Annotated in this window: 24 protein-coding genes; 20 read left to right on the forward strand and 4 right to left on the reverse strand. The window is 63.7% G+C overall.

What is annotated here, in order from left to right; genetic code table 11:
* Positions 1-24: 24 nt before the first annotated feature.
* From A9971_RS08065 to A9971_RS08095, 7 genes are read left to right on the forward strand one after another with little or no spacing between them, the layout of a single operon-like run.
* Complete coding sequence (locus A9971_RS08065) at positions 25-1,647, forward strand: methyl-accepting chemotaxis protein (protein WP_065364560.1); 1,623 nt, start codon at positions 25-27, stop codon at positions 1,645-1,647.
* Positions 1,647-2,183 (forward strand): chemotaxis protein CheW, encoded by a 537-nt coding sequence (locus tag A9971_RS08070; RefSeq protein ID WP_015634303.1) that lies wholly within the window; start codon positions 1,647-1,649, stop codon positions 2,181-2,183. Before A9971_RS08065 ends, A9971_RS08070 begins: the two co-directional genes overlap by 1 nt.
* Positions 2,180-3,454: a protein-glutamate O-methyltransferase CheR gene (locus A9971_RS08075; RefSeq protein ID WP_041116174.1), complete on the forward strand. Its 1,275-nt coding sequence runs from the start codon at positions 2,180-2,182 to the stop codon at positions 3,452-3,454. The genes A9971_RS08070 and A9971_RS08075 overlap by 4 nt, the downstream gene beginning before the upstream one ends.
* The gene (locus A9971_RS08080) at positions 3,451-4,137 is read left to right on the forward strand and encodes a chemotaxis protein CheW (RefSeq protein WP_015634305.1); all 687 of its coding nucleotides are present in this window, start codon (positions 3,451-3,453) and stop codon (positions 4,135-4,137) included. The genes A9971_RS08075 and A9971_RS08080 overlap by 4 nt, the downstream gene beginning before the upstream one ends.
* The gene (locus A9971_RS08085; protein ID WP_123430116.1) at positions 4,134-6,458 is read left to right on the forward strand and encodes a hybrid sensor histidine kinase/response regulator; all 2,325 of its coding nucleotides are present in this window, start codon (positions 4,134-4,136) and stop codon (positions 6,456-6,458) included. Before A9971_RS08080 ends, A9971_RS08085 begins: the two co-directional genes overlap by 4 nt.
* Positions 6,455-7,465 carry a chemotaxis response regulator protein-glutamate methylesterase gene (locus A9971_RS08090; protein ID WP_011059482.1) on the forward strand — a complete coding sequence of 337 codons (1,011 nt, stop codon included), beginning with the start codon at positions 6,455-6,457 and terminating at the stop codon, positions 7,463-7,465. Before A9971_RS08085 ends, A9971_RS08090 begins: the two co-directional genes overlap by 4 nt.
* Before the next feature lie 48 nt (positions 7,466-7,513).
* Positions 7,514-8,515: a PleD family two-component system response regulator gene (locus tag A9971_RS08095; protein WP_011059483.1), complete on the forward strand. Its 1,002-nt coding sequence runs from the start codon at positions 7,514-7,516 to the stop codon at positions 8,513-8,515.
* Between the two features lie 5 nt (positions 8,516-8,520).
* Here A9971_RS08095 and A9971_RS08100 read toward each other — a convergent pair whose 3' ends face one another.
* A complete protein-coding gene (locus A9971_RS08100) occupies positions 8,521-9,036 on the reverse strand; it encodes a hypothetical protein (RefSeq protein WP_015634307.1) in 516 nt (171 codons plus the stop codon).
* Positions 9,037-9,224: 188 nt separating this feature from the next.
* Here A9971_RS08100 and prfB point away from each other — a divergent pair.
* From prfB to A9971_RS08135, 7 genes are all read left to right on the forward strand, one after another.
* A protein-coding gene (gene prfB / locus A9971_RS08105) for a peptide chain release factor 2 (RefSeq protein ID WP_100255254.1) occupies positions 9,225-10,320 on the forward strand; the annotation gives its coding sequence in 2 pieces (ribosomal slippage) (positions 9,225-9,296 and positions 9,298-10,320; 1,095 coding nt in all).
* Between the two features lie 112 nt (positions 10,321-10,432).
* Positions 10,433-11,935 carry a lysine--tRNA ligase gene (gene lysS, locus A9971_RS08110; RefSeq protein ID WP_072451182.1) on the forward strand — a complete coding sequence of 501 codons (1,503 nt, stop codon included), beginning with the start codon at positions 10,433-10,435 and terminating at the stop codon, positions 11,933-11,935.
* Positions 11,936-12,040: 105 nt separating this feature from the next.
* Positions 12,041-12,757 carry a TetR/AcrR family transcriptional regulator gene (locus A9971_RS08115; RefSeq protein ID WP_065364558.1) on the forward strand — a complete coding sequence of 239 codons (717 nt, stop codon included), beginning with the start codon at positions 12,041-12,043 and terminating at the stop codon, positions 12,755-12,757.
* 88 nt (positions 12,758-12,845) lie between these two features.
* A complete protein-coding gene (locus A9971_RS08120; protein WP_011059488.1) occupies positions 12,846-13,391 on the forward strand; it encodes a hypothetical protein in 546 nt (181 codons plus the stop codon).
* A gap of 35 nt (positions 13,392-13,426) precedes the next feature.
* A complete protein-coding gene (locus tag A9971_RS08125) occupies positions 13,427-14,704 on the forward strand; it encodes a flavohemoglobin expression-modulating QEGLA motif protein (protein WP_011059489.1) in 1,278 nt (425 codons plus the stop codon).
* Between the two features lie 117 nt (positions 14,705-14,821).
* Positions 14,822-15,748: an alpha/beta hydrolase gene (locus A9971_RS08130; protein WP_183001379.1), complete on the forward strand. Its 927-nt coding sequence runs from the start codon at positions 14,822-14,824 to the stop codon at positions 15,746-15,748.
* Positions 15,745-16,071 carry a hypothetical protein gene (locus tag A9971_RS08135; RefSeq protein ID WP_011059491.1) on the forward strand — a complete coding sequence of 109 codons (327 nt, stop codon included), beginning with the start codon at positions 15,745-15,747 and terminating at the stop codon, positions 16,069-16,071. The genes A9971_RS08130 and A9971_RS08135 overlap by 4 nt, the downstream gene beginning before the upstream one ends.
* A gap of 112 nt (positions 16,072-16,183) precedes the next feature.
* Here the strand turns inward: A9971_RS08135 and A9971_RS08140 are convergent, their stop codons facing one another.
* The 3 genes from A9971_RS08140 to A9971_RS08150 all read right to left on the reverse strand — a co-directional run bounded on the left by A9971_RS08140 (position 16,184) and on the right by A9971_RS08150 (position 18,072).
* Positions 16,184-16,972, reverse strand: coding sequence for an OmpA family protein (locus tag A9971_RS08140; protein ID WP_011059492.1), 789 nt, complete (start codon positions 16,970-16,972; stop codon positions 16,184-16,186).
* Between the two features lie 53 nt (positions 16,973-17,025).
* The gene (locus tag A9971_RS08145; RefSeq protein ID WP_011059493.1) at positions 17,026-17,439 is read right to left on the reverse strand and encodes a DUF4398 domain-containing protein; all 414 of its coding nucleotides are present in this window, start codon (positions 17,437-17,439) and stop codon (positions 17,026-17,028) included.
* 288 nt (positions 17,440-17,727) lie between these two features.
* Positions 17,728-18,072: a hypothetical protein gene (locus A9971_RS08150; RefSeq protein ID WP_015634311.1), complete on the reverse strand. Its 345-nt coding sequence runs from the start codon at positions 18,070-18,072 to the stop codon at positions 17,728-17,730.
* A gap of 204 nt (positions 18,073-18,276) precedes the next feature.
* Here A9971_RS08150 and ppc point away from each other — a divergent pair, with 204 nt between their 5' ends.
* The 6 genes from ppc (at position 18,277) to A9971_RS08180 (ending at position 24,819) form a co-directional block, all read left to right on the forward strand.
* The gene (gene ppc / locus A9971_RS08155) at positions 18,277-20,907 is read left to right on the forward strand and encodes a phosphoenolpyruvate carboxylase (protein ID WP_011059495.1); all 2,631 of its coding nucleotides are present in this window, start codon (positions 18,277-18,279) and stop codon (positions 20,905-20,907) included.
* 289 nt (positions 20,908-21,196) lie between these two features.
* Complete coding sequence (gene adk, locus A9971_RS08160) at positions 21,197-21,844, forward strand: adenylate kinase (RefSeq protein WP_015634313.1); 648 nt, start codon at positions 21,197-21,199, stop codon at positions 21,842-21,844.
* Between the two features lie 90 nt (positions 21,845-21,934).
* Positions 21,935-22,609, forward strand: a complete 675-nt coding sequence (gene tsaB, locus A9971_RS08165) for a tRNA (adenosine(37)-N6)-threonylcarbamoyltransferase complex dimerization subunit type 1 TsaB (protein WP_152685980.1) — start codon at positions 21,935-21,937, stop codon at positions 22,607-22,609.
* Between the two features lie 186 nt (positions 22,610-22,795).
* Positions 22,796-23,098 (forward strand): hypothetical protein, encoded by a 303-nt coding sequence (locus A9971_RS08170; protein ID WP_015634315.1) that lies wholly within the window; start codon positions 22,796-22,798, stop codon positions 23,096-23,098.
* Positions 23,095-23,955 (forward strand): DUF72 domain-containing protein, encoded by an 861-nt coding sequence (locus A9971_RS08175; RefSeq protein ID WP_026020060.1) that lies wholly within the window; start codon positions 23,095-23,097, stop codon positions 23,953-23,955. The genes A9971_RS08170 and A9971_RS08175 overlap by 4 nt, the downstream gene beginning before the upstream one ends.
* A gap of 33 nt (positions 23,956-23,988) precedes the next feature.
* Positions 23,989-24,819 carry an oxaloacetate decarboxylase gene (locus tag A9971_RS08180; RefSeq protein ID WP_015634316.1) on the forward strand — a complete coding sequence of 277 codons (831 nt, stop codon included), beginning with the start codon at positions 23,989-23,991 and terminating at the stop codon, positions 24,817-24,819.
* The last annotated feature ends 12 nt before the right edge of the window (positions 24,820-24,831 follow it).

Consider the following 24,831-nt stretch of genomic DNA (forward strand, 5'->3'; position numbering starts at 1 on the left):
TTTGAATGGCCTCGAGGACTGACTGTGAAGAACTGGACGTTGCGCCAACGCATTTTGGCGAGCTTTGCGGTGATTATCGCCATCATGCTGTTGATGGTCGTCGTCTCGTACTCGCGGCTGTTGAAGATCGAATCCGGTGAAGAGCGCATGCGCAATGACGCGGTGCCCGGGGTCTATTTCAGTTCGATGATCCGCAGTGCCTGGGTCGACACCTACCTGCAGACCCAGGAAATCATCGGCCTCAAGCAGAATCAGGACATCAGCGCCGAGGACAAGGCGGACTTCAAGGCCTTCGAAGAACGCCTGCAGACCCAGATGACCAATTACAAGCAGACCATCAACAGCCGCGAGGACCAGAGCGAGTTCGATGCCTTCGAGAAGGACCACCAGGAGTTCAACCGCATCCAGGCCGCCGTGCTCGATCTGCACCAGCGTCGCCAGGAGGCCGAGGCAATCCGCCTGTTCAATGAGCAACTGACCCCGGCCTGGACCGCCGGGCGGATGAAACTCAACGACATCATCAGCGAAAACAAGGCCGTGGCCGACTCCGCCACCGCCGCCATCGACGATGCAGTGGCCGCGGCCAAGGTCAGCATGGGCGTGTCGTTGCTGCTGGCGGTGCTGGCTGCCGGGCTCTGCGGCCTTCTGCTGATGCGCGCAATCATGGCGCCGATGAACCGCATCGTGAGCATTCTGGAAATCATGCGCACCGGTGACCTGAGCGGCCGCCTGAACCTGGACCGCAAGGACGAGTTCGGCGCCGTGGAAACCGGCTTCAACGACATGATGACCGAGCTCACCGCCCTGGTGTCCCAGGCCCAGCGCTCCTCGGTGCAGGTCACCACCTCGGTGACCGAGATCGCCGCCACCTCCAAGCAGCAACAGGCCACCGCCACCGAGACGGCCGCCACCACCACGGAAATCGGCGCCACCTCGCGGGAGATCGCCGCGACCTCCCGGGACCTGGTGCGCACCATGACCGAAGTGTCCAGCGCCGCCGACCAGGCCTCGGTGCTTGCCGGCTCCGGCCAGCAGGGCCTGGCGCGCATGGAAGACACCATGCACTCGGTGATGGGCGCGGCAGACCTGGTGAACGCCAAGCTGGCGATCCTCAACGAGAAGGCCGGCAACATCAACCAGGTGGTGGTGACCATCGTCAAGGTCGCCGACCAGACCAACCTGCTGTCGCTCAACGCCGCCATCGAGGCCGAGAAGGCCGGCGAGTACGGCCGCGGTTTTGCCGTGGTCGCCACTGAAGTGCGGCGCCTGGCGGATCAGACCGCAGTGGCCACCTATGACATCGAGCAGATGGTCCGTGAGATCCAGTCGGCGGTGTCGGCGGGGGTCATGGGCATGGACAAGTTTTCCGAGGAGGTGCGCCGCGGCATGGCCGAGGTGCAGCAGGTGGGTGAACAGCTGTCGCAGATCATCCATCAGGTCCAAGCCTTGGCTCCGCGGGTGTTGATGGTCAATGAGGGCATGCAGGCCCAGGCCACGGGTGCCGAGCAGATCAACCATGCCCTGGTGCAACTGGGGGATGCCAGCAGCCAGACCGTCGAGTCCCTGCGCCAGGCCAGCTTTGCCATTGACGAGCTGAGCCAGGTGGCGGTGGGGCTGCGCAGCGGCGTTTCGCGTTTCAAAGTCTGATGGATGAGCTCGCGCACAAGCGCAACGGCGCAACTGGTGCCAAGAATGCTCTGTTCCTGGTGTTCCGCATCGGCCAGGAGCGCTATGCGCTGCAGGCCGTGGATGTGGTGGAGGTGTTGCCGCGCCTGCAGCTCAAGCCCATTGCCCAGGCGCCGTCCTGGGTGGCCGGGGTGTTTGCCTATCGCGGCGTGGTGGTGCCAGTCATCGACCTGTGCGAGCTGACCTTCGGCCGCCCGGCGCAGTTGCGCACCAGTACCCGGCTGGTGCTGGTGCACTACCGTGGCGATGCCGGGCAGCCGGCGCGGATTCTCGGGCTGTTGCTGGAGCAGGCCAACGACACCCTGCGCTGCGACCCGGCGCAGTTCCAGCCCTATGGCCTGGACAACCGCCAGGCGCCATACCTGGGGCCGGTGCGCGAAGACGCCCAGGGCCTGCTGCAATGGGTGCGGGTCGACGACCTGCTGCCTCTCAAGGTGCGTGAGCTGCTGTTTCCCGCCGTGCCCCTGGATCCGGCATCGCTTGAGGAGCCTCGATGAGCGAGGAGCAACGATTTTTCGATTTCCTCAAGGAACGTATCGGCCTGGATGTCGCCTCCGTGGGGCCGGCGATCATCGAGCGCGCGGTACGCCAGCGCTGCAATGCCCTGTATGCCCGCAGCAGCGATGAGTACTGGCAGAAACTGCAAGGCTCGCGGGATGAGCAGCAGGCCCTGATCGAAGCGGTGATCGTTCCTGAAACCTGGTTTTTCCGCTATCCGGAATCCTTCGCTACCCTGGTCAAGCTGGCCAAGGCGCGGCTGGCGCAGATCAAGGGAATGCGGGCCCTGCGCCTGTTGAGCCTGCCGTGCTCCACCGGCGAGGAGCCCTATTCCATCGCCATGGCCCTGCTCGATGGCGGCCTGGCGCCGCATCAGTTCAAGGTCGACGGCCTGGACGTCAGCCCGTTGTCGGTGGAGCGGGCCAAGGCTGCGCTGTACGGCAAGAATTCCTTTCGTGGCCAGCCCATCGAGTTTCGCGAGCGGCATTTCAACCCTGAAGAAGGCGAGCGTTATCGCCTGAGCGAGCGGGTTCGTGAGCAGGTGCGGTTGCAGGTGGGCAATGTCCTGGATCCGGGCTTGCTGGCCAGTGAACCGGCCTTCGATTTCGTGTTCTGCCGCAACCTGCTGATCTATTTTGACCAGCCGACCCAGCGCCAGGTGTTCGAGGTGCTCAAGCGCCTGACCCATGAAGAGGGCGTGCTGTTCATCGGCCCCGCCGAAGGCAGCCTCCTGGGCCGCCTGGGCATGCGCTCCATCGGCATCCCGCAGTCCTTCGCCTTCAGCCGCCACCATGAGCCCGAGCCGGCCCCGGTGGTGCTGCCGCAACCCTTGCCGCTGCCGGTTCCCGTGCGCAGCGTGGTGCCCCCGGCGCCGCGCCCACGGCCGTTCGCCAGGCGCCCGGTAGCGGCGCCGTTGAGCGACGGCGCGCTGATGGAAAGCGATGCCGCCAGCCTGCTGGCCACCATTGCCGCCCTGGCCAACGAGGGCAAGAGCGCCGAGGCCCGTGCCGCCTGCGAGCGTTATTTGCAGCAGCACGAGCCGGTGGCCCAGGTGTTCTACTGGTTGGGCCTGCTCAGTGATGTGGCCGGCAACGCCATGGAAGCCCAGGGTTACTACCGCAAGGCCCTGTACCTGGCGCCCCAGCACCCCGAAGCCCTGGCGCACCTGGGCGCGCTGCTGGCTTCCCAGGGTGATGTGGCCGGGGCCCAACGATTGCAGGAGCGCGCGGCCCGCAGCGTTCGCTCTGCCGACAGTGAGTTGAAACGATGAGCCATCCCTATTCATTGGACGTCACCCGTGAAGATGCGCAGGCCATCGATGATTGCTGGAACCGCATCGGTATCCATGGCGACAAGTCCTGCCCGTTGCTGGCCGAGCACATTCATTGCCGCAACTGCTCGGTGTATTCGGCCGCCGCCACCCGCCTGCTGGACCGCTATTCGTTGCGCCAGGAGGACCGCGAGCATTCGGTGGTGCTGGAGGCCGACAGCGATGTGGTCACTCGCTCGCTGCTGATGTTCCGCCTCGGCGAAGAGTGGCTGGGCCTGCCGACCCGCTGCCTGCTGGAAGTGGCACCGCAGCAGGCGATTCATTCCTTGCCGCACCAGCGCTCGCGCGCCCTGCTGGGGGTGGCCAATGTCCGCGGGGCGCTGGTGGCCTGCCTGTCGCTGACCGAGCTTCTGGGGCTGGATCCTTCTCCGGCCGCGCCGGCGGGAGGACGGGTGATGCCGCGCATGCTGATCATCGGCGCCGCCGGAGGCCCGGTGGTGGTGCCGGTGGACGAAGTGCACGGCATCCACGCCATCGACGAGCGCATCCTCAACGGCGCCTCGGCCTCCGGCGAGCAGGCCAATGCCAAGTACACCCGTGGTGTGTTGCAATGGCAGGGGCGCAGCCTGCGCCTGCTGGACGAAGAGCAATTGCTCGCGGCCGTGACCCGGAGCCTGACATGACCCCCGATCAGATGCGCGACGCCTCGCTGCTGGAGCTGTTCAGCCTGGAAGCCGAAGCCCAGACCCAGGTGCTCAGCACCGGGCTGCTGGCCCTGGAGCGCAACCCGACCCAGGCCGACCAGCTGGAAGCCTGCATGCGCGCAGCCCATTCCCTCAAGGGCGCGGCGCGGATTGTCGGGGTCGATGCCGGGGTCAGCGTTGCCCACGTGATGGAAGACTGCCTGGTGAGCGCCCAGGAAGGGCGGCTGTACCTGCAGCCCGAGCATATCGACGCCCTGCTGCAGGGCACCGACCTGCTGATGCGCATCGCCACCCCGGGCGGTGCGGAGCTGGTCGCCGCGGACATCCCGTTGTACGTGGCCCTGATGGAGCGCCTGTTGACCCCAGGGGCCGCGATGCCGGCGGCGCAAATGCCGGAACCGCCAGTACCGGAGCTGCCAATCGCACAACCGCAAGCCCCGGTGCAAGCCCATGGAGCGTTCCTGGGCGAGCCCGAGGCCGAGCCCGTGCTGCTGGCTGCCAGCGAACCCGCCCATGAGCCCGCTCGCCCGGGCAAGCGCATGACCGAAGGCGGCGAGCGGGTGCTGCGGGTCACGGCCGAACGTCTCAACAGCCTGCTGGACCTGTCGAGCAAATCCCTGGTGGAAACCCAGCGGCTCAAGCCCTACCTGGCCACCTTGCAGCGCCTGCGACGGATCCAGAGCAACAGCCTGACCGCCCTGGAAAACCTCAACCTGCACCTCAAGGAACATGCCTTGAGCCTGGAGGCTCAGGAGGCCCTGGCGGATGCGCGGCGCCTGCTGGCCGAATCCCAGCAGTTGCTGGCGGAGAAAACCGCCGAGCTCGACGAATTCGGCTGGCAGGCCAGCCAGCGCGCCCAGGTGCTCTACGACACCGCGCTGGCCTGCCGCATGCGGCCTTTTGCCGACGTACTCACCGGCCAGGTGCGCATGGTTCGCGACCTGGGTCGCAGCCTGGGCAAGCAGGTACGCCTGGAGATCGAGGGTGAGAAGACCCAGGTCGACCGCGATGTGCTGGAAAAACTCGAAGCGCCGCTGACCCACTTGCTGCGCAACGCCGTCGATCACGGCATCGAACTGCCGGAGCAGCGCCTGCTGGCGGGCAAGCCGGCGGAAGGGGTGATTCGCCTGCGGGCATCCCACCAGGCCGGTCTGCTGGTGCTGGAACTCAGTGACGACGGCAATGGGGTCGATCTGGAGCGTTTGCGCCAGAGCATTGTCGAGCGCCAGTTGTCGCCGGCGCAGACAGCGGCCCAGCTCAGTGAGGAAGAGTTGCTGACCTTCCTGTTCCTGCCGGGCTTCAGCCTGCGGGACAAGGTCACCGAGGTCTCCGGTCGCGGCGTCGGCCTGGATGCGGTGCAGCACATGGTGCGTCAGCTGCGCGGGGCGGTGGTGCTGGAACAGGACACTGGCCAGGGCAGCCGTTTCCACCTGGAGGTGCCGCTGACCCTGTCGGTGGTACGCAGCCTGGTGGTGGAGGTCGGCGACGAGGCCTACGCCTTCCCGCTGGCCCATATCGAACGCATGTGCGACCTGGAGCCCGAGGCCATCGTCCAGGTGGAAGGGCGCCAGCATTTCTGGCACGAAGGCCGGCATGTCGGCCTGGTCGCCGCCAGCCAGTTGCTGCAGCGGCCGGCAACCCAGGAAAGCGCGCCAACTCTGAAGGTGGTGGTGATCCGCGAGCGCGATGCGGTGTACGGGATCGCCGTGGAGCGTTTCATCGGCGAGCGCACCCTGGTAGTGCTGCCGCTGGACGACCGCCTGGGCAAGATTCAGGACATCTCCGCCGGAGCCCTGCTCGATGACGGCCGGGTGGCGCTGATCGTGGATGTCGAGGACATGCTGCGCTCGGTGGACAAACTGCTCAATACCGGGCGTCTGGAGCGCATTGCGCGCAACCATCAGCAGCACGCACAGGCCGCGCGCAAGCGTATTCTGGTGGTGGACGATTCGCTGACGGTGCGTGAATTGCAACGCAAGCTGCTGATCAACCGCGGTTACGACGTGGCGGTGGCAGTGGATGGCATGGATGGCTGGAATGCCTTGCGTTCGGAAAGCTTCGACCTGTTGATCACCGACATCGACATGCCGCGAATGGATGGAATTGAATTGGTCACACTCTTGCGTCGTGACAATCGCCTGCAGTCCCTGCCGGTGATGGTGGTGTCCTACAAGGACCGTGAGGAAGACCGGCGCCGTGGACTGGATGCCGGTGCCGACTATTATCTAGCCAAAGCCAGTTTCCATGACGACGCCCTGCTGGATGCAGTGGTGGAACTGATTGGAGGAGCGCGGGCATGAAGATAGCGATAGTCAATGACATGCCCATGGCCGTGGAGGCCCTGCGCCGTGCGCTGGCCTTCGACCCCAGCCACGAGGTGGTGTGGGTCGCCACCAATGGTGCGGAAGCGGTGAAGTACTGTGCCGAACTGACCCCGGACCTGATTCTCATGGACCTGATCATGCCGGTGATGGATGGCGTCGAGGCCACGCGGCGGATCATGGCCGAGTCGCCGTGCGCCATCGTGATCGTCACCGTCGATCGCCAGCAGAATGTGCACCGGGTGTTCGAAGCCATGGGCCACGGCGCGCTGGATGTGGTGGACACTCCGGCCCTGGGCGCGGGCAATGCCCAGGAAGCGGCGGCGCCACTGTTGCGCAAGATCCTCAATATCGGTTGGCTGATCGGCCAGCGCGGCAGCCGGGTGCGTTCCGCGCCCCAGCCACTGCGCAGCGGTGCGCCACGCCAGAGCCTGGTGGCCATTGGCTCCTCCGCGGGTGGGCCGGCGGCTCTGGAAGTGTTGCTCAAGGGCTTGCCAAAGGACTTTGCCGCCGCCATCGTGCTGGTCCAGCACGTTGATCAGGTGTTTGCCGCAGGCATGGCCGAATGGCTCAGCAGTGCCTCCGGCCTGGAGGTGCGCCTGGCCCGGGAAGGCGAGCCGCCGCAAAGCGGCAAGGTCCTGCTGGCGGGCACCAACCATCATATCCGTCTGTTGAAGAACGGCACCCTGGCCTATACCGCCGAGCCGGTGAACGAGATCTACCGGCCCTCCATCGATGTGTTTTTCGAGAGCGTTGCCAGTTTCTGGAATGGCGATGCGGTGGGGGTGCTGCTGACCGGCATGGGCCGTGACGGCGCCCAGGGCTTGAAGCTGATGCGTGATCAGGGTTATCTGACCATCGCCCAGGACCAGAACAGCAGTGCGGTGTATGGCATGCCCAAGGCGGCCGCTGCCATCGGCGCCGCCTCAGAGATTCGCCCGCTGGACAAGATTGCTCCACGTTTGCTGGAGATATTTGCCAAATGACTGATAAACGCAGCTGTCCTGGCCAGGTAGCAATTCAGGTGACAACCCATGAATGATTTACAGCTCGACGAATTCAAGACCGACGAAAATGCCGCCATGGTGTTGCTGGTGGACGACCAGGCCATGATCGGCGAAGCGGTGCGGCGTGGGTTGGCGAACGAGGAAAACATCGATTTCCACTTCTGCGCCGATCCGCACCAGGCCATTGCCCAGGCGATCCGCATCAAGCCCACGGTGATTCTCCAGGACCTGGTGATGCCGGGCCTGGACGGCCTGACCCTGGTGCGCGAGTACCGCAACCACCCGGCGACCCAGAACATCCCGATCATCGTTCTCTCCACCAAGGAAGACCCGCTGATCAAGAGCGCGGCCTTTGCCGCCGGGGCCAACGACTACCTGGTCAAGCTGCCGGACAACATCGAGCTGGTGGCGCGCATTCGCTATCACTCCCGTTCCTACATGACCCTGTTGCAGCGTGACGCGGCCTACCGCGCCCTGCGGGTCAGCCAGCAGCAACTGCTGGACACCAACCTGGTGCTGCAACGGCTGATGAACTCCGACGGCCTGACCGGGCTGTCCAACCGCCGGCATTTCGATGAGTACCTGGAGCTGGAGTGGCGGCGGGCGATGCGTGAACAGAGCCAGCTGTCGCTGTTGATGATCGACGTCGACTACTTCAAGACCTACAACGACACCTTCGGCCACCTGGAGGGCGACGAAGCCCTGCGCAAGGTGGCCACGGCGATTCGCGAGGCCAGCAGCCGGCCTTCCGACCTGCCGGCCCGCTACGGCGGCGAAGAGTTCGTGCTGGTGCTGCCCAATACCTCGCCGGGCGGGGCGCGACTGGTGGCCGAGAAGCTGCGCCAGACCGTGGAAGCCTTGAAAATCCCCCATATCGCGCCGGTGGAGGGCGCGAGCCTGACCATCAGCATCGGTCTTTCCACCGTAACGCCGCAGCCCAACAGCCATTGCCGGCAGTTGATTTCGGCGGCGGACAAGGGGCTGTACCTGGCCAAGAACAACGGCCGCAACCAGGTCGGGATCGAGTAACCGCCTCAGCTTCCAGGCTGCTCGTCGGTCGCCGGGTCCCGAGGGACGGTGACCAGGGTGTCGCCGAACAGGTAGTAGCTGTGGCTCGCGGTTTGCGAGCAGGTGAGAAGGGCGGCTTCGACCCTGTATCGGGTGTGCAGGTCGAGCCTTTTCTCGTTGAAGAGGTTGTTCAGCCGGCAGCAGGCGGCGATGGGGTAGTCACCGAAGCTGTAGCTGAAGTGGCCATTTCTGTGGCTGGAGACCCAGGTCGCACTAAATTGGCCTTGCAGCCACTGGGTCCGGGCTGCCACCTCGCTTTGCTGGCCTTTCAGACGATGCAAGACCCACCACCACAGGAAGATCGCCCACGGCACCAGCAGGGCGCAGGCCAGTTGTGGGGAGATCAACAGCCAGACCCCTTGCAGCAGGATCAGCACGAACAGGCTCAGGAACAGGCATATGAATGCCTGTGCTCCCCTGAGATTGCGACGCTCGCGGGCCTTGATGTAGCGGATTTGCGAGTCGCTGAGGGTTCTCTCCATGGCGGGCTGTTTCCTGGTTCTGCTGGCAATCGAGTGCGAGAAGTGGCATTCACGCTCGGATTGTATAGGTCCTGGCGCTTAAATTAGCGGGTCTAATTGCGCTTAAAGCCGCTAAGCGGGCTGCCGTGAATCAGTGATTCCGTTATAATCTCCGGCTTTCAAAAGTTCGCCAACGAGTGCCGCCCCCCATGGAAATCAACCCGATCCTGAACACCATCAAGGACCTGTCCGAGCGCTCCGAAACTATTCGGGGGTATCTTTGACTACGATCAAAAGCATGAGCGTCTGACCGAGGTCAATCGCGAGCTTGAAGATCCGAGTGTCTGGAACAAACCCGAATACGCCCAGGAACTGGGCCGCGAGCGCGCAGCGCTGGCACAGATCGTCGAGACCCTGGACGAACTGAACGGCGGCCTGGCCGATTGCCGCGATCTGCTGGACATGGCGGTCGAGGAAGAGGACGAAGGCGCGGTGGGCGATGTCGTCGCCGAGCTGGCCCGTCTCGAGGAAAACCTCGCCAAGCTCGAATTCCGCCGCATGTTCAGCCACGAAATGGACCCGAACAACGCCTACCTGGACATCCAGGCCGGCTCCGGCGGCACCGAGGCCCAGGACTGGGCCAACATCCTGCTGCGCATGTACCTGCGCTGGGCCGACAAACGCGGTTTCGACGCGACCATCATGGAACTGTCGGCCGGTGAAGTCGCCGGTATCAAAGGTGCGACCGTGCACATCAAGGGCGAATACGCCTTTGGCTGGCTGCGCACCGAGATCGGCGTGCACCGTCTGGTGCGCAAGAGCCCGTTCGACTCCGGCAACCGTCGCCACACCTCGTTTTCCGCCGTTTTCGTCTCGCCCGAGATCGACGACAAGGTGGAAATCGAAATCAACCCGGCAGACCTGCGGATCGACACCTATCGTTCCTCCGGTGCCGGTGGTCAGCACGTAAACACCACCGACTCGGCCGTACGTATCACCCACGTACCGACCAACACCGTGGTCAGCTGCCAGAACGAACGTTCCCAGCACGCCAACAAGGACACCGCCATGAAAATGCTGCGGGCCAAGTTGTACGAGCAGGAAATGCAGAAGCGCAACGCCGCGTCGCAAGCGCTGGAAGACACCAAGTCGGACATCGGCTGGGGTCACCAGATCCGCTCCTACGTGCTCGATGCGTCGCGGATCAAGGATCTGCGCACCAACATCGAACGCAGCGACTGCGACAAGGTACTCGACGGCGACATCGACGAATACCTGGAAGCCAGCCTGAAATCGGGCTTGTAATACTGCAATACGGGATCGGCTGACACGGTGCGATCCCGTAGGAGCCGGCTTGCCGGCGATCTCCAGGCCGAAGGCCTGGGGGCAATGAACCTGTGATGGAATTTCAAAAGACATGAGCGACCAACAACTCGACCCGCAAGCCCTGCAACAGGAAGAAAACTCCCTGATCGCCCTGCGCAAGGAAAAGCTTGCTGCCGAGCGCGCCAAGGGCAATGCCTTCCCGAACGACTTCCGCCGCGAAAACTACTGCGAAGATCTGCAGAAGAAATACGCGGACAAGACCAAGGAAGAGCTCGCAGAGGCTGCAATCCCGGTCAAGGTTGCCGGTCGCATCATGCTCAACCGTGGCTCGTTCATGGTGATCCAGGACATGACCGGTCGCATTCAGGTCTACGTCAACCGTAAAACCCTGTCCGAAGAAACCCTGGCCTGCGTCAAGACCTGGGACATGGGCGACATCATCGCTGCCGAAGGCACTCTGGCCCGTTCCGGCAAGGGTGACCTGTACGTTGAAATGACCAATGTGCGCCTGCTGACCAAGTCGCTGCGCCCGCTGCCGGACAAGCACCACGGCCTGACCGACACCGAGCAGCGCTACCGTCAGCGCTACGTCGACCTGATCGTCAACGAAGAAGTACGCCAGACTTTCCGCGTGCGTTCGCAAGTGATCGCCCACATCCGCAGCTTCCTGATGAAGCGCGACTTCCTCGAAGTCGAAACGCCGATGCTGCAGACCATCCCTGGCGGCGCGGCGGCCAAGCCGTTCGAAACCCACCACAACGCGCTGGACATGGAAATGTTCCTGCGTATCGCCCCTGAGCTGTATCTGAAGCGCCTGGTGGTTGGCGGTTTCGAGAAAGTGTTCGAGATCAACCGCAACTTCCGTAACGAAGGCGTTTCGACCCGTCACAACCCTGAATTCACCATGTTGGAGTTCTACCAGGCTTACGCCGACTACGAAGACAACATGGACCTGACCGAAGAACTGTTCCGCGAACTGGCGCAGCTTGTGTTGGGATCTACCGACGTGCCGTACGGCGACAAGGTGTTCCACTTCGGCGAGCCGTTCGCGCGCCTGTCGGTGTTCGACTCGATCCTCAAGTACAACCCCGAGCTGACCGCTGATGACCTGAACGACATCGACAAGGCTCGCGCCATCGCCAAGAAGGCCGGTGCCAAGGTGCTGGGCTTCGAAGGCCTGGGCAAGTTGCAGGTGATGATTTTCGAGGAACTGGTGGAGCACAAGCTGGAGCAGCCGCACTTCATTACCCAGTACCCGTTCGAAGTGTCGCCGCTGGCCCGTCGCAACGACGATAACCCCAACGTCACCGACCGTTTCGAGCTGTTCATTGGTGGTCGCGAAATCGCCAACGCCTACTCCGAGTTGAACGACGCGGAAGACCAGGCAGAGCGCTTCATGGCCCAGGTGGCGGACAAGGACGCCGGTGATGACGAAGCCATGCACTACGACGCCGACTTCGTCCGTGCCCTGGAATACGGCATGCCGCCCACCGCCGGCGAGGGCATCGGTATCGACCGCCTGGTGATGTTGCTGACCAACTCGCCGTCGATTCGCGACGTGATCCTGTTCCCGCACATGCGGCCGCAAGCTTAAGTGCTCTGAATAATCAGCCGCCTTCATCAGGCGGCTTTTTATTGTCTGGTTGGAACTGACGTACCGCTTCTAATTCTGTGTGATTTTTAAGAGGGAATACCTGTCGTGAACCGCGCAATTGCTCAAGAAGGTGCAGCTGGCATCGCCACTGCGGTGGCTGAAAGTGTTCAGTACCAGGGCCGCAAGGCCAGCCGCCAAGGCAGTGAGCAGCGTAGACAGGACATTCTCGATGCCGCCATGCGCATTGTCGTGCGTGACGGCGTGCGGGCCGTGCGCCATCGTGCGGTGGCCGCCGAAGCCGGTGTGCCCTTGTCGGCCACCACCTATTACTTCAAGGATATCGATGACCTGCTCACCGATACCTTCGCCCAGTACGTGGAGCGCAGCGCGGCGTTCATGGCCAAGCTGTGGGCCAGCAACGAGGGGCTGCTGCGGGAAATGGTCGCCTATGGCGACGGCAGCGCCGCCTCGCGCTCGCAACTGGCCGACGATATCGCGCGTATGACCGCCGATTACGTACGGCGCCAGTTGAATACCCGTCGTGAACACTTGATGGCCGAACAGGCCTTCCGCCAGGAAGCCTTGCTCAACCCGCGCCTGGCGCAGCTGGTGCGCTCGCACCAGCAGATCCTGCTGCACGGCACTTGCCAGTTTTTCCAGGTCTTGGGCTCGCGGGAGCCGCAGCAGGATGCCAAGGTATTGACGTCGATAATCGGCCGGATGGAATATCAGGGCCTGCTCAACGGCGCCGAGCCGCTGGTGGAAGAAGAGATGCTCGGCATCCTCACGCGCTACATGCATCTGGTTCTGGCTTCGGTCTGAGCCGCCCGGCCTGGCTTGCCGGCTGCGGCCTGGCGGTCGTGGCCCGCGCCAGCGGCTACAGTGATTCTGGTGTTCATGGGAGAGTTGCATGCAAGCCTGGCGCGTCCTGATTGCCCTGTCGTTCCTGCTGCTCAGCGGTTGCCTGGTGGCCTTCAAGGAGCCGCTGCCGGCTGCGCAGGCGGCGCCTGCCCAATTGCTGGGCAAGTGGGCCAGCAAGAATGCCTGGGGCGAGCCGCTGAATATCCAGCTCAGCCAGATCGGCGCCAACCGCTACCGTGCCTCGAGTTACCCAGGCGGCACGGCGCGCCCGCGGGACACCTATGATTTCACCGTGTCCCGGCATGGCAACCGCTGGTACCTGTCGGCGGCGGTGCCCCAGGCCTTTGGCGGGCACTACAGCATTGCCGGCTTCGAGTTGACGGCAAGGCACGAACTGGTGCTTTACACCCTGGACCTGGAACAGATTCGCCAGGCCCTGGGTCAAAAGGCCTTGAGCGGTGAGCCCATGGCCACGGCCGAAGGCGATGGCGTGCTGATCAGCAGCCCCTTGCCCGAGGTCTTCGCCTACCTTGACGACCCCGCCAATTCCGACTTGTTCGTCGAGGCGGCGCGCTTCAAGCGCGTGGGCAAGTGACCCCGCGCTACAGACCCATTCAATAGGAGCTTTTGGTGGACGATTACCAGCAGACGATACGCACCTTGTCCGATCGCATAGTGCTGGCCCAGACACCGATCCGCGTGCTGGATGCGGTGAAGTGGGACGAGAACGTCCGCAAAGGCTTTCTCAAGGCCAAGGGCAAGGAAATGCCGGCGGTGGACCGCGCCTATTACGAGGGGCGGCCACTGTCTTTCGATTCTGGCGCAGTGAAGCTGGAATTCCAGAACATCGAGCGCGACATCACCCGCCAACTGGGCCAGTTCAACCCGGTGGGGCAGATCATGCGCCGCATGTGCAAGGAATACCGCATGGTGGTACGCATGCTCGAAGCACGGGGTACCGGCGACTTCGGCCTGATCTCGCAGGAGCTGTACGGCGCCGCATCCGATGCCTTCCATGCCGGCGACCCGACCCTGGCGGACCTGGGGCTGATGATGTCCGATTACCTGAACAACATCGACGGTCGGGGCGATCTCAAGGACGAACCCAAGACCCTGAGTGCCAAGGATGCCGTGAGCCTGCTGCAGAGCCGCCTGAACAAGGTGTTCGGCGAGGCGGAGGAAACCATCCGGGTGTTCGAGTCCGACGGTATCGTCGCCGACGCCGCGGCGGGCGCCGACTACATCAAGATCCGCAGCGATGCGATGTTCAACAACCGTGACGTGCGAGCCCTGGAAGTCCATGAGGGGCTGGTGCACGTGGGCACCACCCTGAACGGCCTCAACCAGCCGATCTGCACCTTCCTGGCCAAGGGCCCGCCCTCGTCCACGGTGACCCAGGAGGGGCTGGCGATCCTGATGGAGATCATCACCTTTGCCTCTTACCCCAGCCGCTTGCGCAAGCTGACCAACCGCACCCGGGCCATCCATATGGTGGAGGAGGGCGCGGACTTCCTGCAGGTGTTCGAGTTCTTCCGCGAGCAGGGCTTCGAGATGGCCGAGAGCTACGGCAATGCCAGCCGGGTGTTCCGCGGGTCGGTACCCACGGGGCTGCCGTTTACCAAAGACTTGTCCTACCTCAAGGGCTTCATCATGGTTTACAACTACATTCAGCTGGCTGTGCGCAAGGGCAAGCTGGAGCAGGTGCCGCTGCTGTTCTGCGGCAAGACCACCCTCGAGGACATGCGCACCCTGCGCCAGCTGGTGGACGAAGGGCTGGTGGTGGCACCCAAGTACCTGCCCGAACAGTTTCGCGACATGAACGCGCTGTCGGCCTGGATGTGTTTCTCCAACTTCCTCAACCATCTGAGCCTGGACCGGATCGAGGCGGACTACTCCAACATTCTTTGACTTCTGCCGGGGGGCGCACATGGACGTATCCACAGACAGCTGTAGCCACTGGCACAGGCTGCGACAAGGCCCGCAGAGCCTTCAGCGCCCATCCGGGTACAGGCCAGGGGGCTGCGGATGAGCCGGCTACTGAAGTATTGCGCGGTATTTGCCCTGCTGCTGGGCCTGCAGGGCTGCAGTTCGTTGCTGTTCTATCCCGAACCCGGGCTGCCTTTCACCCCTGAGCGGGCCAGGCTCCAATACTGTGACGTGACCCTGACCACCGCCGATGGCCTCAAGCTGCACGGCTGGTGGCTGCCGGCCAAACCCGGAGTGGCGGTCAAGGGCACGGTGCTGCACCTGCATGGCAACGGCGGCAATCTGGCCTGGCACCTGGGGGGTAGTTGGTGGTTGCCGGAGCAGGGCTATCAGGTGCTGCTGGTGGACTATCGCGGTTATGGCCTGTCCGAAGGTGCACCGAGCCTGCCGGCGATCTATCAGGATCTGGATGCCGCGTTCAAGTGGCTGGACCAGGCACCCGAAGTGCAGGGCAAGCCATTGATCGTGCTGGGGCAAAGCCTGGGCGGCGCCCTGGCCATCCACTACCTGGTACAGCACCCCGAACGTCAGGCCCAGCTCAAGGCCATCGTCCTCGATGGCGTACCGGCCAGTTATCGCGATGTCGGGCGCTATGCCCTGAGCACTTCCTGGCTGACCTGGCCGTTGCAGGTGCCGTTGTCGTGGCTGGTGCCGGACACCGACAGCGCGATTCACTCGATGCCGCGCCTGACCGGGGTACCGAAACTGATCTACCACAGCATCGACGATCCCATCGTGCCCCTTTCCAATGGCATCCGTGTGTATCAAGCTGCGCCCCCGCCCAGGGTCCTGCAACTGACCCGCGGCGGCCATGTGCAAACCTTTGCCGATCCGACCTGGCGCCGCGTGATGCTGCGCTACCTCGATGATCCGCAGCATTTCGACGGGTTGCGCCGCCTGGGGGAGATCCCCAATTACCCGACGCCCCCGAATTCAGCAGTTGAACCTCCAGAGAGTCCGCAATGAGTGAAGAACGCAACGCCATTCCCATGATCATCACCGGTATCTGCAGCATCATCGTCACCGTGGGCAGCCTGTGGTACTACGGCTACCTGCACTTCGCCAAACCGGAGGATGCATTGCTGCTCAGCGACTTCACCATGCTCAAGACCGTGCCCGGCGAGGACTACAAGATCTCCCTGCAACCGGCCGATGAAGTGGCCCAATGCATCGACGGTGTACTGGTGCTGTTCGACACCCAGCAGAAAGGCCTGACCGGGGTGCTGGTGAACAAGAAGAAGCAGGCCGTGCGCTGCATGGGGCAGGAAACCCCGCAACTGGAGCAGTGATCTGTTCGCCGGCAAGCCGGCTCCTACATGGATAACGGCATAAAAAAACGCCGCCGACCTGAAGAGGTCGGCGGCGTTTTGTCTTACCTGCCTATATAGGCAGGGTGCCCGATCAGTTGCGGCTGACCGACGAACGTGGTGCTACCGGCTGGTTGTCGTTGGAGATGGTGACTTCCACGCGACGGTTCATGGCGCGGCCGGAAACACTGCCGTTATCGGCCACCGGATATTCCTTGCCATAACCCTGGCTGACGATGCGCGCCGGGTCGATACCCATGCGGATCAGAGCCATCTGCACCGAGCCGGCACGGCGCTCGGACAGCGACTGGTTGTAGGAATCGCTGCCGGTGCTGTCGGTGTAGCCTTCGACGATCACCTTGCGATCGGGGTTCTGCTGGAGGAATTGCGCCAGCTTGTTGATGTTCACCAGGCCGCTGGATTTCAGGTCGGACTTGTTGGTGGCGAACAGCACGTCACCGAAGGTCACCAGGGTGCCGCGGTCGGTCTGCTTGGCGTTGAGGCTGTCCTGCAGTTGCTTGATCTGCGCGTCGCGGGCATCGAGGATGGCGCGGGCGCGCTGGTCGCCGGCATCCTTGAGCTTGGCTTCGGCGGTGCGCAGGGCAATGGTTTCCTTGGCCACTTCAACCCGCTGGTTGGTCAGGTAGGCCAGTTGGTCGACCTTCTTCTCGTCGTCCTTGTTCAGGTAGGCCTTGTCGGCCTTGTCCATCCAGTCGGCGGCGTCCTTGGTTTCCAGGGCGGCGACCTTGCTGGCCTGCGGGTTGGCCTGCAGGGCGGAGAAGTTGGTGCGGGCGTTTTCCAGGTTGGCGTTAGGCGGGGTGGAGCAGGCCGCCAGGGCTACGCTCATGGCCAACAGGGCTGGGATCATCAATTGTTTGCGCATAATGGTTCGTCCTTTCAATCAAATACGAGTACGTGGGAATCGGCGGCGGCTTCTTATTGCACGCTACGCATGCCTTCCTGACGCAGTTCCTGAACGCCTTTCTGCGAGTCTTTGAGCGCCTGCTCGGCCTTGGCGGCCTGGGCCTTGCGCTCTGCTACGCGGGCGTCCCACTCGGCTTGTTCAGCCAGGCGGCGGGCTTCGTCGTACTTCTTGTCGTGCATGGCAATCTCGGCTTGCTTGAGCTTGTCCTGCGCCGACTTCATTTCCACGGCAGCAAATTCGGTACCGCCTGCGCTCACTGCGCTATTGACCGCAGATTGCGTGACCGCGTACTGCTCGGTGGGCGGGTTCCCGGCACAACCGGCCAGAACCATGCTGCTACCGAGGGCCAGCGCGGCCAGCTTCAGCCCGCGCAGAGAGGTGAACGAGGATTTGGCAGTGCTGATCTTCATGGTCTTCAACTCCATTGGGTAACTCCTGGAAAACATCAAAATCCATCCTGGTTCTGGCGCCGTGACGCTTCAGTGACGACGAGCGCTGATGGCAAAATTTGAAACGCCCGTTCCAGTGATGGCTAATGGGTGTGACCCGAGGCTTTTTTGAATAGTTCAGAGAAAGATGGCGATTGGCCGGAAAAAAATCTGACGCATCGGACAGGGCTCTAGATCGGGAACTTTTGCCGTGCGCAGGGGTATCCCCGACCCTTTGCAGGGCCGGGAAGGATGATTGTCAGGTGACCGCGGGAGTGTGGAAGGTCAGTGCTTGGGCTTGTCGGACTGGCTCGCCAGCAGGTGCAGATGCTGGCGCGACAATGCCAGGAAACGAGGGGTGGGACCCACATCCTCGTACAGTGGATCGCCCTCTTCATCGGTGGCCACGACGTGCTGGCCCTGGATGTAGGGGAAGCTCGCCTCCAGCTCTTCCAGGGCGGCGCCGATCAGTTCGCCGAGCAGTTCTTCGGTCTGGCGTTTGGGGTACATCTCGGAAAGGGCGGCCAGGCGTGCGGCGGCTTCCACATCCAGGTGAATCCGGTAGCCGGTCCGGGTCAGGCGACCCTTGGCGTTTTCTTCCCAGTGTTGCGCAAGTTCACGGATTTTCATGATGACCTCAATGAACACCTGCTCGTGGCAGGCTGGGTTGAGTGGACCGGCCGGGGCCGGTAGGCGGCCCTCGTGCGGCCTATGCTTGAGACTAGCTGCATCGCCGAAGGTTTGGTGCGCTTTGCCCCACGCTTGCTAAGCGAGGTGTGCAGGCGGCACTCTTGAGCCTTCCGTGCCGCCTTGAGTCCGCTGGAGAACACCTCGATGACCGATATTGATGCGCGCTTGCGCGAAGACGTTCACCTCTTGGGGGAACTGCTGGGCAATACCATCCGCGACCAGTACGGGGAGGCTTTCCTCGACAAGATCGAGCAGATTCGCAAAGGCGCCAAGGCCGATCGCCGGGGCTCGCCGGGGGCCGAACTGAGCGCCAGCCTCGACCAGTTGAGCGAGGACGAACTGCTGCCGGTGGCCAGGGCCTTCAACCAGTTCCTCAACCTGGCGAACATCGCCGAGCAGTATCAGTTGATCCACCGCCGCGACGAGTCGCAGCCGGCACCCTTCGAGGCTCGGGTGCTGCCGGAGCTGCTGGCTCGCCTGCGCGCCGAAGGGCACAGCGCCGATGCTCTGGCCCGGCAACTGGGGCGCCTGGAAATCGAGCTGGTGCTGACCGCTCACCCCACCGAAGTGGCGCGCCGCACCCTGATCCAGAAATACGATGCGATTGCCGGGCAACTGGCGGCCCAGGACCACCGTGACCTCACCAGCGCCGAGCGCGGGCAGATCCAGGAGCGCCTGCAACGCTTGATCGCCGAGGCCTGGCACACCGAGGAAATCCGTCGGACCCGACCCACTCCGGTGGATGAAGCCAAGTGGGGCTTTGCGGTGATCGAGCATTCGCTGTGGCAGGCGATCCCCAATTACCTGCGCAAGGCCGACAAGGCCTTGTTCGAGGCCACCGGGCTGCACCTGCCGCTGGAGTCGGCGCCGATCCGCTTTGCGTCGTGGATGGGCGGCGACCGTGATGGCAACCCCAATGTCACCGCTGCGGTAACCCGCGAAGTGCTGCTGCTGGCGCGCTGGATGGCCGCCGACCTGTACCTGCGGGACATCGACCACCTGGCGGCCGAGCTGTCCATGCAGCAGGCCAGCCCGGCGCTCCTGGCCAGGGCCGGAGATAGCGCCGAGCCTTATCGGGCGCTGCTCAAGCAATTGCGTGAACGCCTGCGGGCCACCCGCAACTGGGCCCACGCGGCGCTCAGCGCGGCGGTGCCGGCGGGCGCCGAGGTGTTGCACAACAACCGTGACCTGCTGGAGCCGCTGCAGCTGTGCTACCAGTCGTTGCACGAGTGCGGCATGGGAGTGATTGCCGACGGGCCGCTGCTCGACTGTCTGCGCCGGGCAGTGACCTTCGGTCTGTTCCTGGTGCGCCTGGATGTACGCCAGGATTCCAGCCGGCATACCTCGGCCATGACCGAAATCACCGATTACCTGGGCCTGGGGCGTTACGAGGACTGGAGCGAGGAGGATCGCATCACCTTCCTGATGCGCGAACTGAGCAGCCGTCGGCCGTTGTTGCCAGGCTATTTCAAGCCCTCGGCGGACACCGCCGAAGTGCTCGCCACTTGCCGCGAAATCGCTGGTGCGCCAGCGGCGTCCCTGGGTTCCTATGTGATTTCCATGGCCGGCGCGGCCTCTGATGTGCTGGCGGTGCAGTTGCTGCTCAAGGAATCCGGTGTGCTGCGGCCGATGCGCGTGGTGCCTCTGTTCGAGACCCTGGCGGACCTGGACAACGCCGGCCCGGTGATGGAAAAACTGCTGCACATGCCGGGCTATCGTTCGCGCCTGCAAGGGCCGCAGGAAGTGATGATCGGCTACTCCGACTCGGCCAAGGATGCCGGCACCACGGCTGCGGCCTGGGCCCAGTACCGGGCCCAGGAGCGGCTGGTGGACATCTGCCGCGAGCAACAGGTGGAACTGCTGCTGTTCCACGGCCGCGGTGGCACCGTGGGGCGCGGCGGCGGCCCGGCCCACGCGGCCATTCTGTCGCAGCCGCCGGGTTCGGTGGCGGGGCGTTTCCGCACCACCGAGCAAGGGGAAATGATCCGCTTCAAATTCGGCCTGCCGGACATCGCCGAGCAGAACCTCAACCTCTATCTGGCCGCGGTACTGGAGGCGACCCTGTTGCCACCGCCGCCACCGCAGCCGGCCTGGCGTCATCTGATGGACGAGCTGGCCAGCGATGGCGTCCGGGCCTACCGCGAGGTGGTGCGGGACAATCCGCAGTTCGTCGAGTACTTCCGCCAGTCCACTCCGGAACAGGAGCTGGGCCGCCTGCCGCTGGGCAGCCGCCCGGCCAAGCGCCGTGCCGGGGGCATCGAGAGCCTGCGGGCGATCCCCTGGATCTTCGGCTGGACCCAGACCCGCCTGATGTTGCCCGCCTGGCTCGGCTGGGAAGCGGCCTTGAGCAAGGCCCTGGCCCGTGGCGAGGGTGACCTGCTGGGGCAGATGCGTGAGCAATGGCCGTTTTTCCGCACCCGCATCGACATGCTGGAGATGGTGCTGGCCAAGGCCGACGCGGATATCGCCCGCTCCTATGACGAGCGCCTGGTGGAGGCCGAACTGTTGCCGTTGGGCGAGCATTTACGCGACCTATTGTCGCAGGCTTGCGCGGTGGTCCTGGGCCTGACCGGGCAGTCGCAACTGCTGGCGCACAGCCCCGATACCCTGGAGTTCATCCGCCTGCGCAACACCTACCTCGACCCGCTGCATCTGTTGCAGGCCGAGCTGCTGGCGCGCTCGCGCAAGCAGCAGGCGCCGCAAGGAAGCCCCGTGGAACAGGCGTTGCTGGTCTCCGTGGCCGGTATCGCCGCTGGCTTGCGCAATACCGGCTGAGGTGCGAGAGGGCTGCCGGCCAGCTGCGCGGCAGCCCCGATCAAGGCAATTGCGAGGTGTCGTTCTGGTTCATCTGGCGACACTTTGTTGTCGGGTTGCGACTTGTTCTACCCGGCCAATGGGGCACAAAAGGGCCGGGTTCCTCCGACTTTCGACTGCTTGTGTGCGCTGTGTCGGCTGTGTATCTTGATCAGCCTTTGGCCGTTTGGGCGGCCACACCCCCATTTTTGAGATTGGCCCCACGAGGCGAATCCGAGCGTTTCTAAATAAAAAATTGAGGAGCACATCGATGCGCGTAATTCTGCTGGGAGCTCCCGGGGCCGGTAAAGGTACTCAGGCAAAGTTCATCACCGAAAAGTTCGGTATTCCACAGATCTCCACCGGTGACATGCTGCGTGCTGCGGTCAAGGCCGGCACCGAGCTGGGCCTGAAGGCCAAGAGCGTGATGGACAGCGGTGGCCTGGTGTCCGATGACCTGATCATCAACCTGGTCAAGGAACGCATCAGCCAGGCCGACTGCGCCAATGGCTTCCTGTTCGACGGCTTCCCGCGCACCATTCCCCAGGCCGAAGCGCTGGTGAAGGCCGGTGTCGAGCTGGACAACGTGGTGGAAATCGCCGTCGACGACGAAGAGATCGTCCAGCGCATCGCCGGTCGCCGTGTGCACGAAGCTTCGGGCCGGGTCTACCACACCGTCTACAACCCGCCGAAGATCGCCGGCAAGGATGACATCACCGGTGAAGACCTGGTGCAGCGCAAGGACGACACCGAGGAAACCGTGCGTCATCGCCTGTCGGTCTACCACTCGCAGACCAAGCCGCTGGTGGAGTTCTACCAGCAACTGGCTGCCACCCAGGGCAAGCCTAAGTACAGCCATATCCCTGGCGTCGGTTCGGTGGAAGTGATCACCGGCAAGGTACTCGAAGCCCTGAGCTGAGTTGCCTGAGCGTTTGATCGTTGAACGGCCCGCTTGCGGGCCGTTGCTGTTTATAATGCGTCACTTTTTTCAATGCCTATGGAACCCCGAATGAGCACCTTGCTGGCCCTGGACACCGCGACTGAAGCTTGCTCCGTTGCTTTGCTGCATGACGGCAAGGTCACGAGCCATTACGAGGTGATCCCGCGCCTGCATGCGCAGAAGCTGTTGCCGATGATCCAGGAACTGCTGGCCAATGCCGGGGTGACCTTGCAACAGGTCGAGGCCATTGCCTTTGGCCGTGGCCCGGGGGCCTTCACCGGGGTGCGCATCGCCATCGGCGTGGTGCAGGGCCTGGCCTTTGCCCTGGAGCGCCCGGTGCTGCCGGTATCCAACCTGGCGGTGCTGGCCCAGCGGGCTCTGCGCGAGCATGGCGCGACCCAGGTGGCTTCGGCCATCGATGCGCGCATGGATGAAGTCTATTGGGGCTGCTACCAGGAAGTTGCCGGTGAGATGCGCCTGGTGGGCGCGGAAGCGGTATTGCCGCCGGAAGTCGCGGCCCTGCCCGCAGGCTCCAGCGGCGACTGGTTCGGTGCGGGCACCGGTTGGGGGTATGGCGAGCGCATTGCCGTCGAACTCAGCGGCCAGGACGCCGGCATGCTGCCGCATGCGGTCGACCTGCTGACCCTGGCGCAATTTGCCTGGGAGCGCGGCGAGGCGATCGTTGCCGACCAGGCCCAACCTGTCTATCTGCGGGACAAGGTCGCTACTCCCAAGGCCCGTTGAACCCAGAACAAATGTGCGCGGTTATGCGGATAACTCCTGCATACGCCCGCCAATCGTCCGTTTTTTCAGCCTGAACCTGCCCGGTTTTAAACCTTTTGGCTTTTCTGTGTTCTAGTTATCACTTGGGCATTTGCTAAGTCGAAGCGGTGCCGCTAAATTGCCATCATCGACCCCGGGCTTTTCTGTATGCGTATAGACGGCATCTCCTCTCAGTCCTACCCCATCAAGCGCAAGCCTCGCAAAGGCCGTGCGCTGGTAGACGAGTCCCTGGACGATGCCGACGCGATTGAAGTGCAGCCCGAGCCTTCGGCCCAGAGCCGTTCCCAGGCTTCTTCCCCACGTACCGGCAATCTTCCCGCCCGCCCCCAGGACATGATCTTCCAGCGGGCGATGAAAAAGAGCGTGGCCAACGCCCTGGCCAGCTACCTGACCACCGCCGGCTTTGTCGATTGGGATATGGAAGTGGTGGGTCTCGACCTGCATATCTGATGCTGCCTTATTTCCTCGGTTGTCCTTCCTGGAGCGAAAACGCCTGGCGTGAGTACCTGTACCCGGAAGACGCCCGGCCCAATGATTTCCTCGGCCTGTATTGCCAGGTCTTCAACGCCGTCGAAGGCAATACCACCTTCTATGCACGGCCGGCGCCCGGAACCGTGCAGCGCTGGGCCGAGATCATGCCCGAGCACTTTCGCTTTACCGCCAAGTTCCCCGGTGACATCAGTCACGGCGGCGACCTGCGCGAGCAGTTGAGCGCCGCTGAGTCCTTTATCCAGCTGCTCAGCCCCCTGGGTGAGCGGGTGTCGCCGCTGTGGCTGCAGTTGCCGGCCAGCTTCGCGCCCCAGCGTCTGGCGGAACTGGCCGGGTTCATCGATGGCCTGGAGCGGCCGCTGGCGGTGGAAGTGCGGCACCCGGAGTTCTTCACCAAGGGCGATGCCGAGCGCATGCTCAACCGGCTGCTGCGCGAGCGTGGCGTGGAACGCATCTGCCTCGACCCGCGGGCCCTGTTCAGTTGCACGTCGACCGCTCCTGCGGTGCTGCATGCGCAGTCGAAAAAGCCCAAGGTGCCACCGCGCCCCGCAGCCTTCACCCAGTTTCCCCAGGTGCGCTTCATCGGTCATCCGGAGCTTGAGGCCAACGATCCTTTCCTTGAGCCCTGGATCGACAAGGTCGCCGGCTGGATCGAAGAGGGGCGTACGCCCTACGTGTTCCTGCACACTTCGGACAACCGTCTGGCGGCCGAACTGGCGCGGCGTTTTCACGCCCGGCTGATGCAACGTTTGCCTGGCTTGCCCGCATTGCCTGAGTTATACAGAGAGCCCGCTGCGGAGCAACTCGGCTTGCTCTGAAGCGCCTTCACGGCCTTCTTCAGGAGCGAGCCAATGGACGCGCAAACCCTTCGAGCCACTGCCTTCAGGGCCCTGCATGAACGTGCCGGAGCCTTCGTCATTCCCAACCCCTGGGATGCCGGTTCGGCGAAGATGCTCGCCAGCCTCGGCTTCGAGGCCCTGGCCACCACCAGCGCCGGCTATGCCTTTTCCCTGGGGCGCCCGGATGCCGAAGGTGCACTCAGCCTGGAGGACACGCTGGACAACGTGCGCAGCATCGTCGGCGCCAGCAGCCTGCCGGTGGCGGCGGACCTGGAAAACGGGTTTTCCGACAGCCCCGAAGGCTGTGCCCAGGCGCTGCTTCTTGCGGCGGCCAGCGGTGTGGTCGGTGCTTCGATCGAGGACGCCACGGGCCATGCCGAGCAGCCGATCTACGATTTCCAGCTGGCGGTGGAACGCATCGAGGCCTGCGTGGCGGCCGTTCGCAGTCTGCCCTTTCCCTTTACCCTGACCGCCCGGGCGGAAAACCTGCTGCACGGGCGTGATGATCTGGCAGACACTATTCGCCGCTTGCAGGCCTTTGCCGAGGCCGGTGCCGATGTGCTCTATGCCCCGGCCCTGGGCAGTGCCGAGGATATCCAGCAGGTGGTGCGAGCGGTGGCGCCCAAGCCGGTGAACGTGCTGATGTCGGGAGGCCTCAACCTCAGCGTGGCGCAACTGGCGGAGCTGGGCGTCAAGCGCATCAGTGTCGGTTCGGCCCTGGCGCGGGCCGCTTACGGAGCCTTCTACCGGGCTGCGCTAGATATCCATAGCCACGGGCGTTTCGATTTTGCCGACCGGGCGATGCCGTTCGGGCAGATCAATCAAATGTTCAAGCAGCCGTGAAACGGGAGTGTC

The organism is Pseudomonas sp. UME65 (assembly GCF_014170225.1).
Lineage (GTDB): Bacteria > Pseudomonadota > Gammaproteobacteria > Pseudomonadales > Pseudomonadaceae > Aquipseudomonas > Aquipseudomonas protegens.

Coding starts and splice junctions, on each gene's coding strand:
- A9971_RS08140 (WP_011059492.1), bottom strand. CDS start 16,972: ATGCGCAAACAATTGATGATCCCAGCCCTGTTGGCCATGAGCGTAGCC.
- A9971_RS08150 (WP_015634311.1), bottom strand. CDS start 18,072: ATGAAAATCCGTGAACTTGCGCAACACTGGGAAGAAAACGCCAAGGGT.
- A9971_RS08100 (WP_015634307.1), bottom strand. CDS start 9,036: ATGGAGAGAACCCTCAGCGACTCGCAAATCCGCTACATCAAGGCCCGC.
- A9971_RS08085 (WP_123430116.1), top strand. CDS start 4,134: ATGACCCCCGATCAGATGCGCGACGCCTCGCTGCTGGAGCTGTTCAGC.
- A9971_RS08145 (WP_011059493.1), bottom strand. CDS start 17,439: ATGGAGTTGAAGACCATGAAGATCAGCACTGCCAAATCCTCGTTCACC.
- tsaB (WP_152685980.1), top strand. CDS start 21,935: ATGAGCACCTTGCTGGCCCTGGACACCGCGACTGAAGCTTGCTCCGTT.
- adk (WP_015634313.1), top strand. CDS start 21,197: ATGCGCGTAATTCTGCTGGGAGCTCCCGGGGCCGGTAAAGGTACTCAG.
- A9971_RS08070 (WP_015634303.1), top strand. CDS start 1,647: ATGGATGAGCTCGCGCACAAGCGCAACGGCGCAACTGGTGCCAAGAAT.
- A9971_RS08090 (WP_011059482.1), top strand. CDS start 6,455: ATGAAGATAGCGATAGTCAATGACATGCCCATGGCCGTGGAGGCCCTG.
- A9971_RS08180 (WP_015634316.1), top strand. CDS start 23,989: ATGGACGCGCAAACCCTTCGAGCCACTGCCTTCAGGGCCCTGCATGAA.
- A9971_RS08170 (WP_015634315.1), top strand. CDS start 22,796: ATGCGTATAGACGGCATCTCCTCTCAGTCCTACCCCATCAAGCGCAAG.
- A9971_RS08080 (WP_015634305.1), top strand. CDS start 3,451: ATGAGCCATCCCTATTCATTGGACGTCACCCGTGAAGATGCGCAGGCC.
- A9971_RS08135 (WP_011059491.1), top strand. CDS start 15,745: ATGAGTGAAGAACGCAACGCCATTCCCATGATCATCACCGGTATCTGC.
- lysS (WP_072451182.1), top strand. CDS start 10,433: ATGAGCGACCAACAACTCGACCCGCAAGCCCTGCAACAGGAAGAAAAC.
- ppc (WP_011059495.1), top strand. CDS start 18,277: ATGACCGATATTGATGCGCGCTTGCGCGAAGACGTTCACCTCTTGGGG.
- A9971_RS08075 (WP_041116174.1), top strand. CDS start 2,180: ATGAGCGAGGAGCAACGATTTTTCGATTTCCTCAAGGAACGTATCGGC.
- A9971_RS08130 (WP_183001379.1), top strand. CDS start 14,822: ATGAGCCGGCTACTGAAGTATTGCGCGGTATTTGCCCTGCTGCTGGGC.
- A9971_RS08120 (WP_011059488.1), top strand. CDS start 12,846: ATGCAAGCCTGGCGCGTCCTGATTGCCCTGTCGTTCCTGCTGCTCAGC.
- A9971_RS08095 (WP_011059483.1), top strand. CDS start 7,514: ATGAATGATTTACAGCTCGACGAATTCAAGACCGACGAAAATGCCGCC.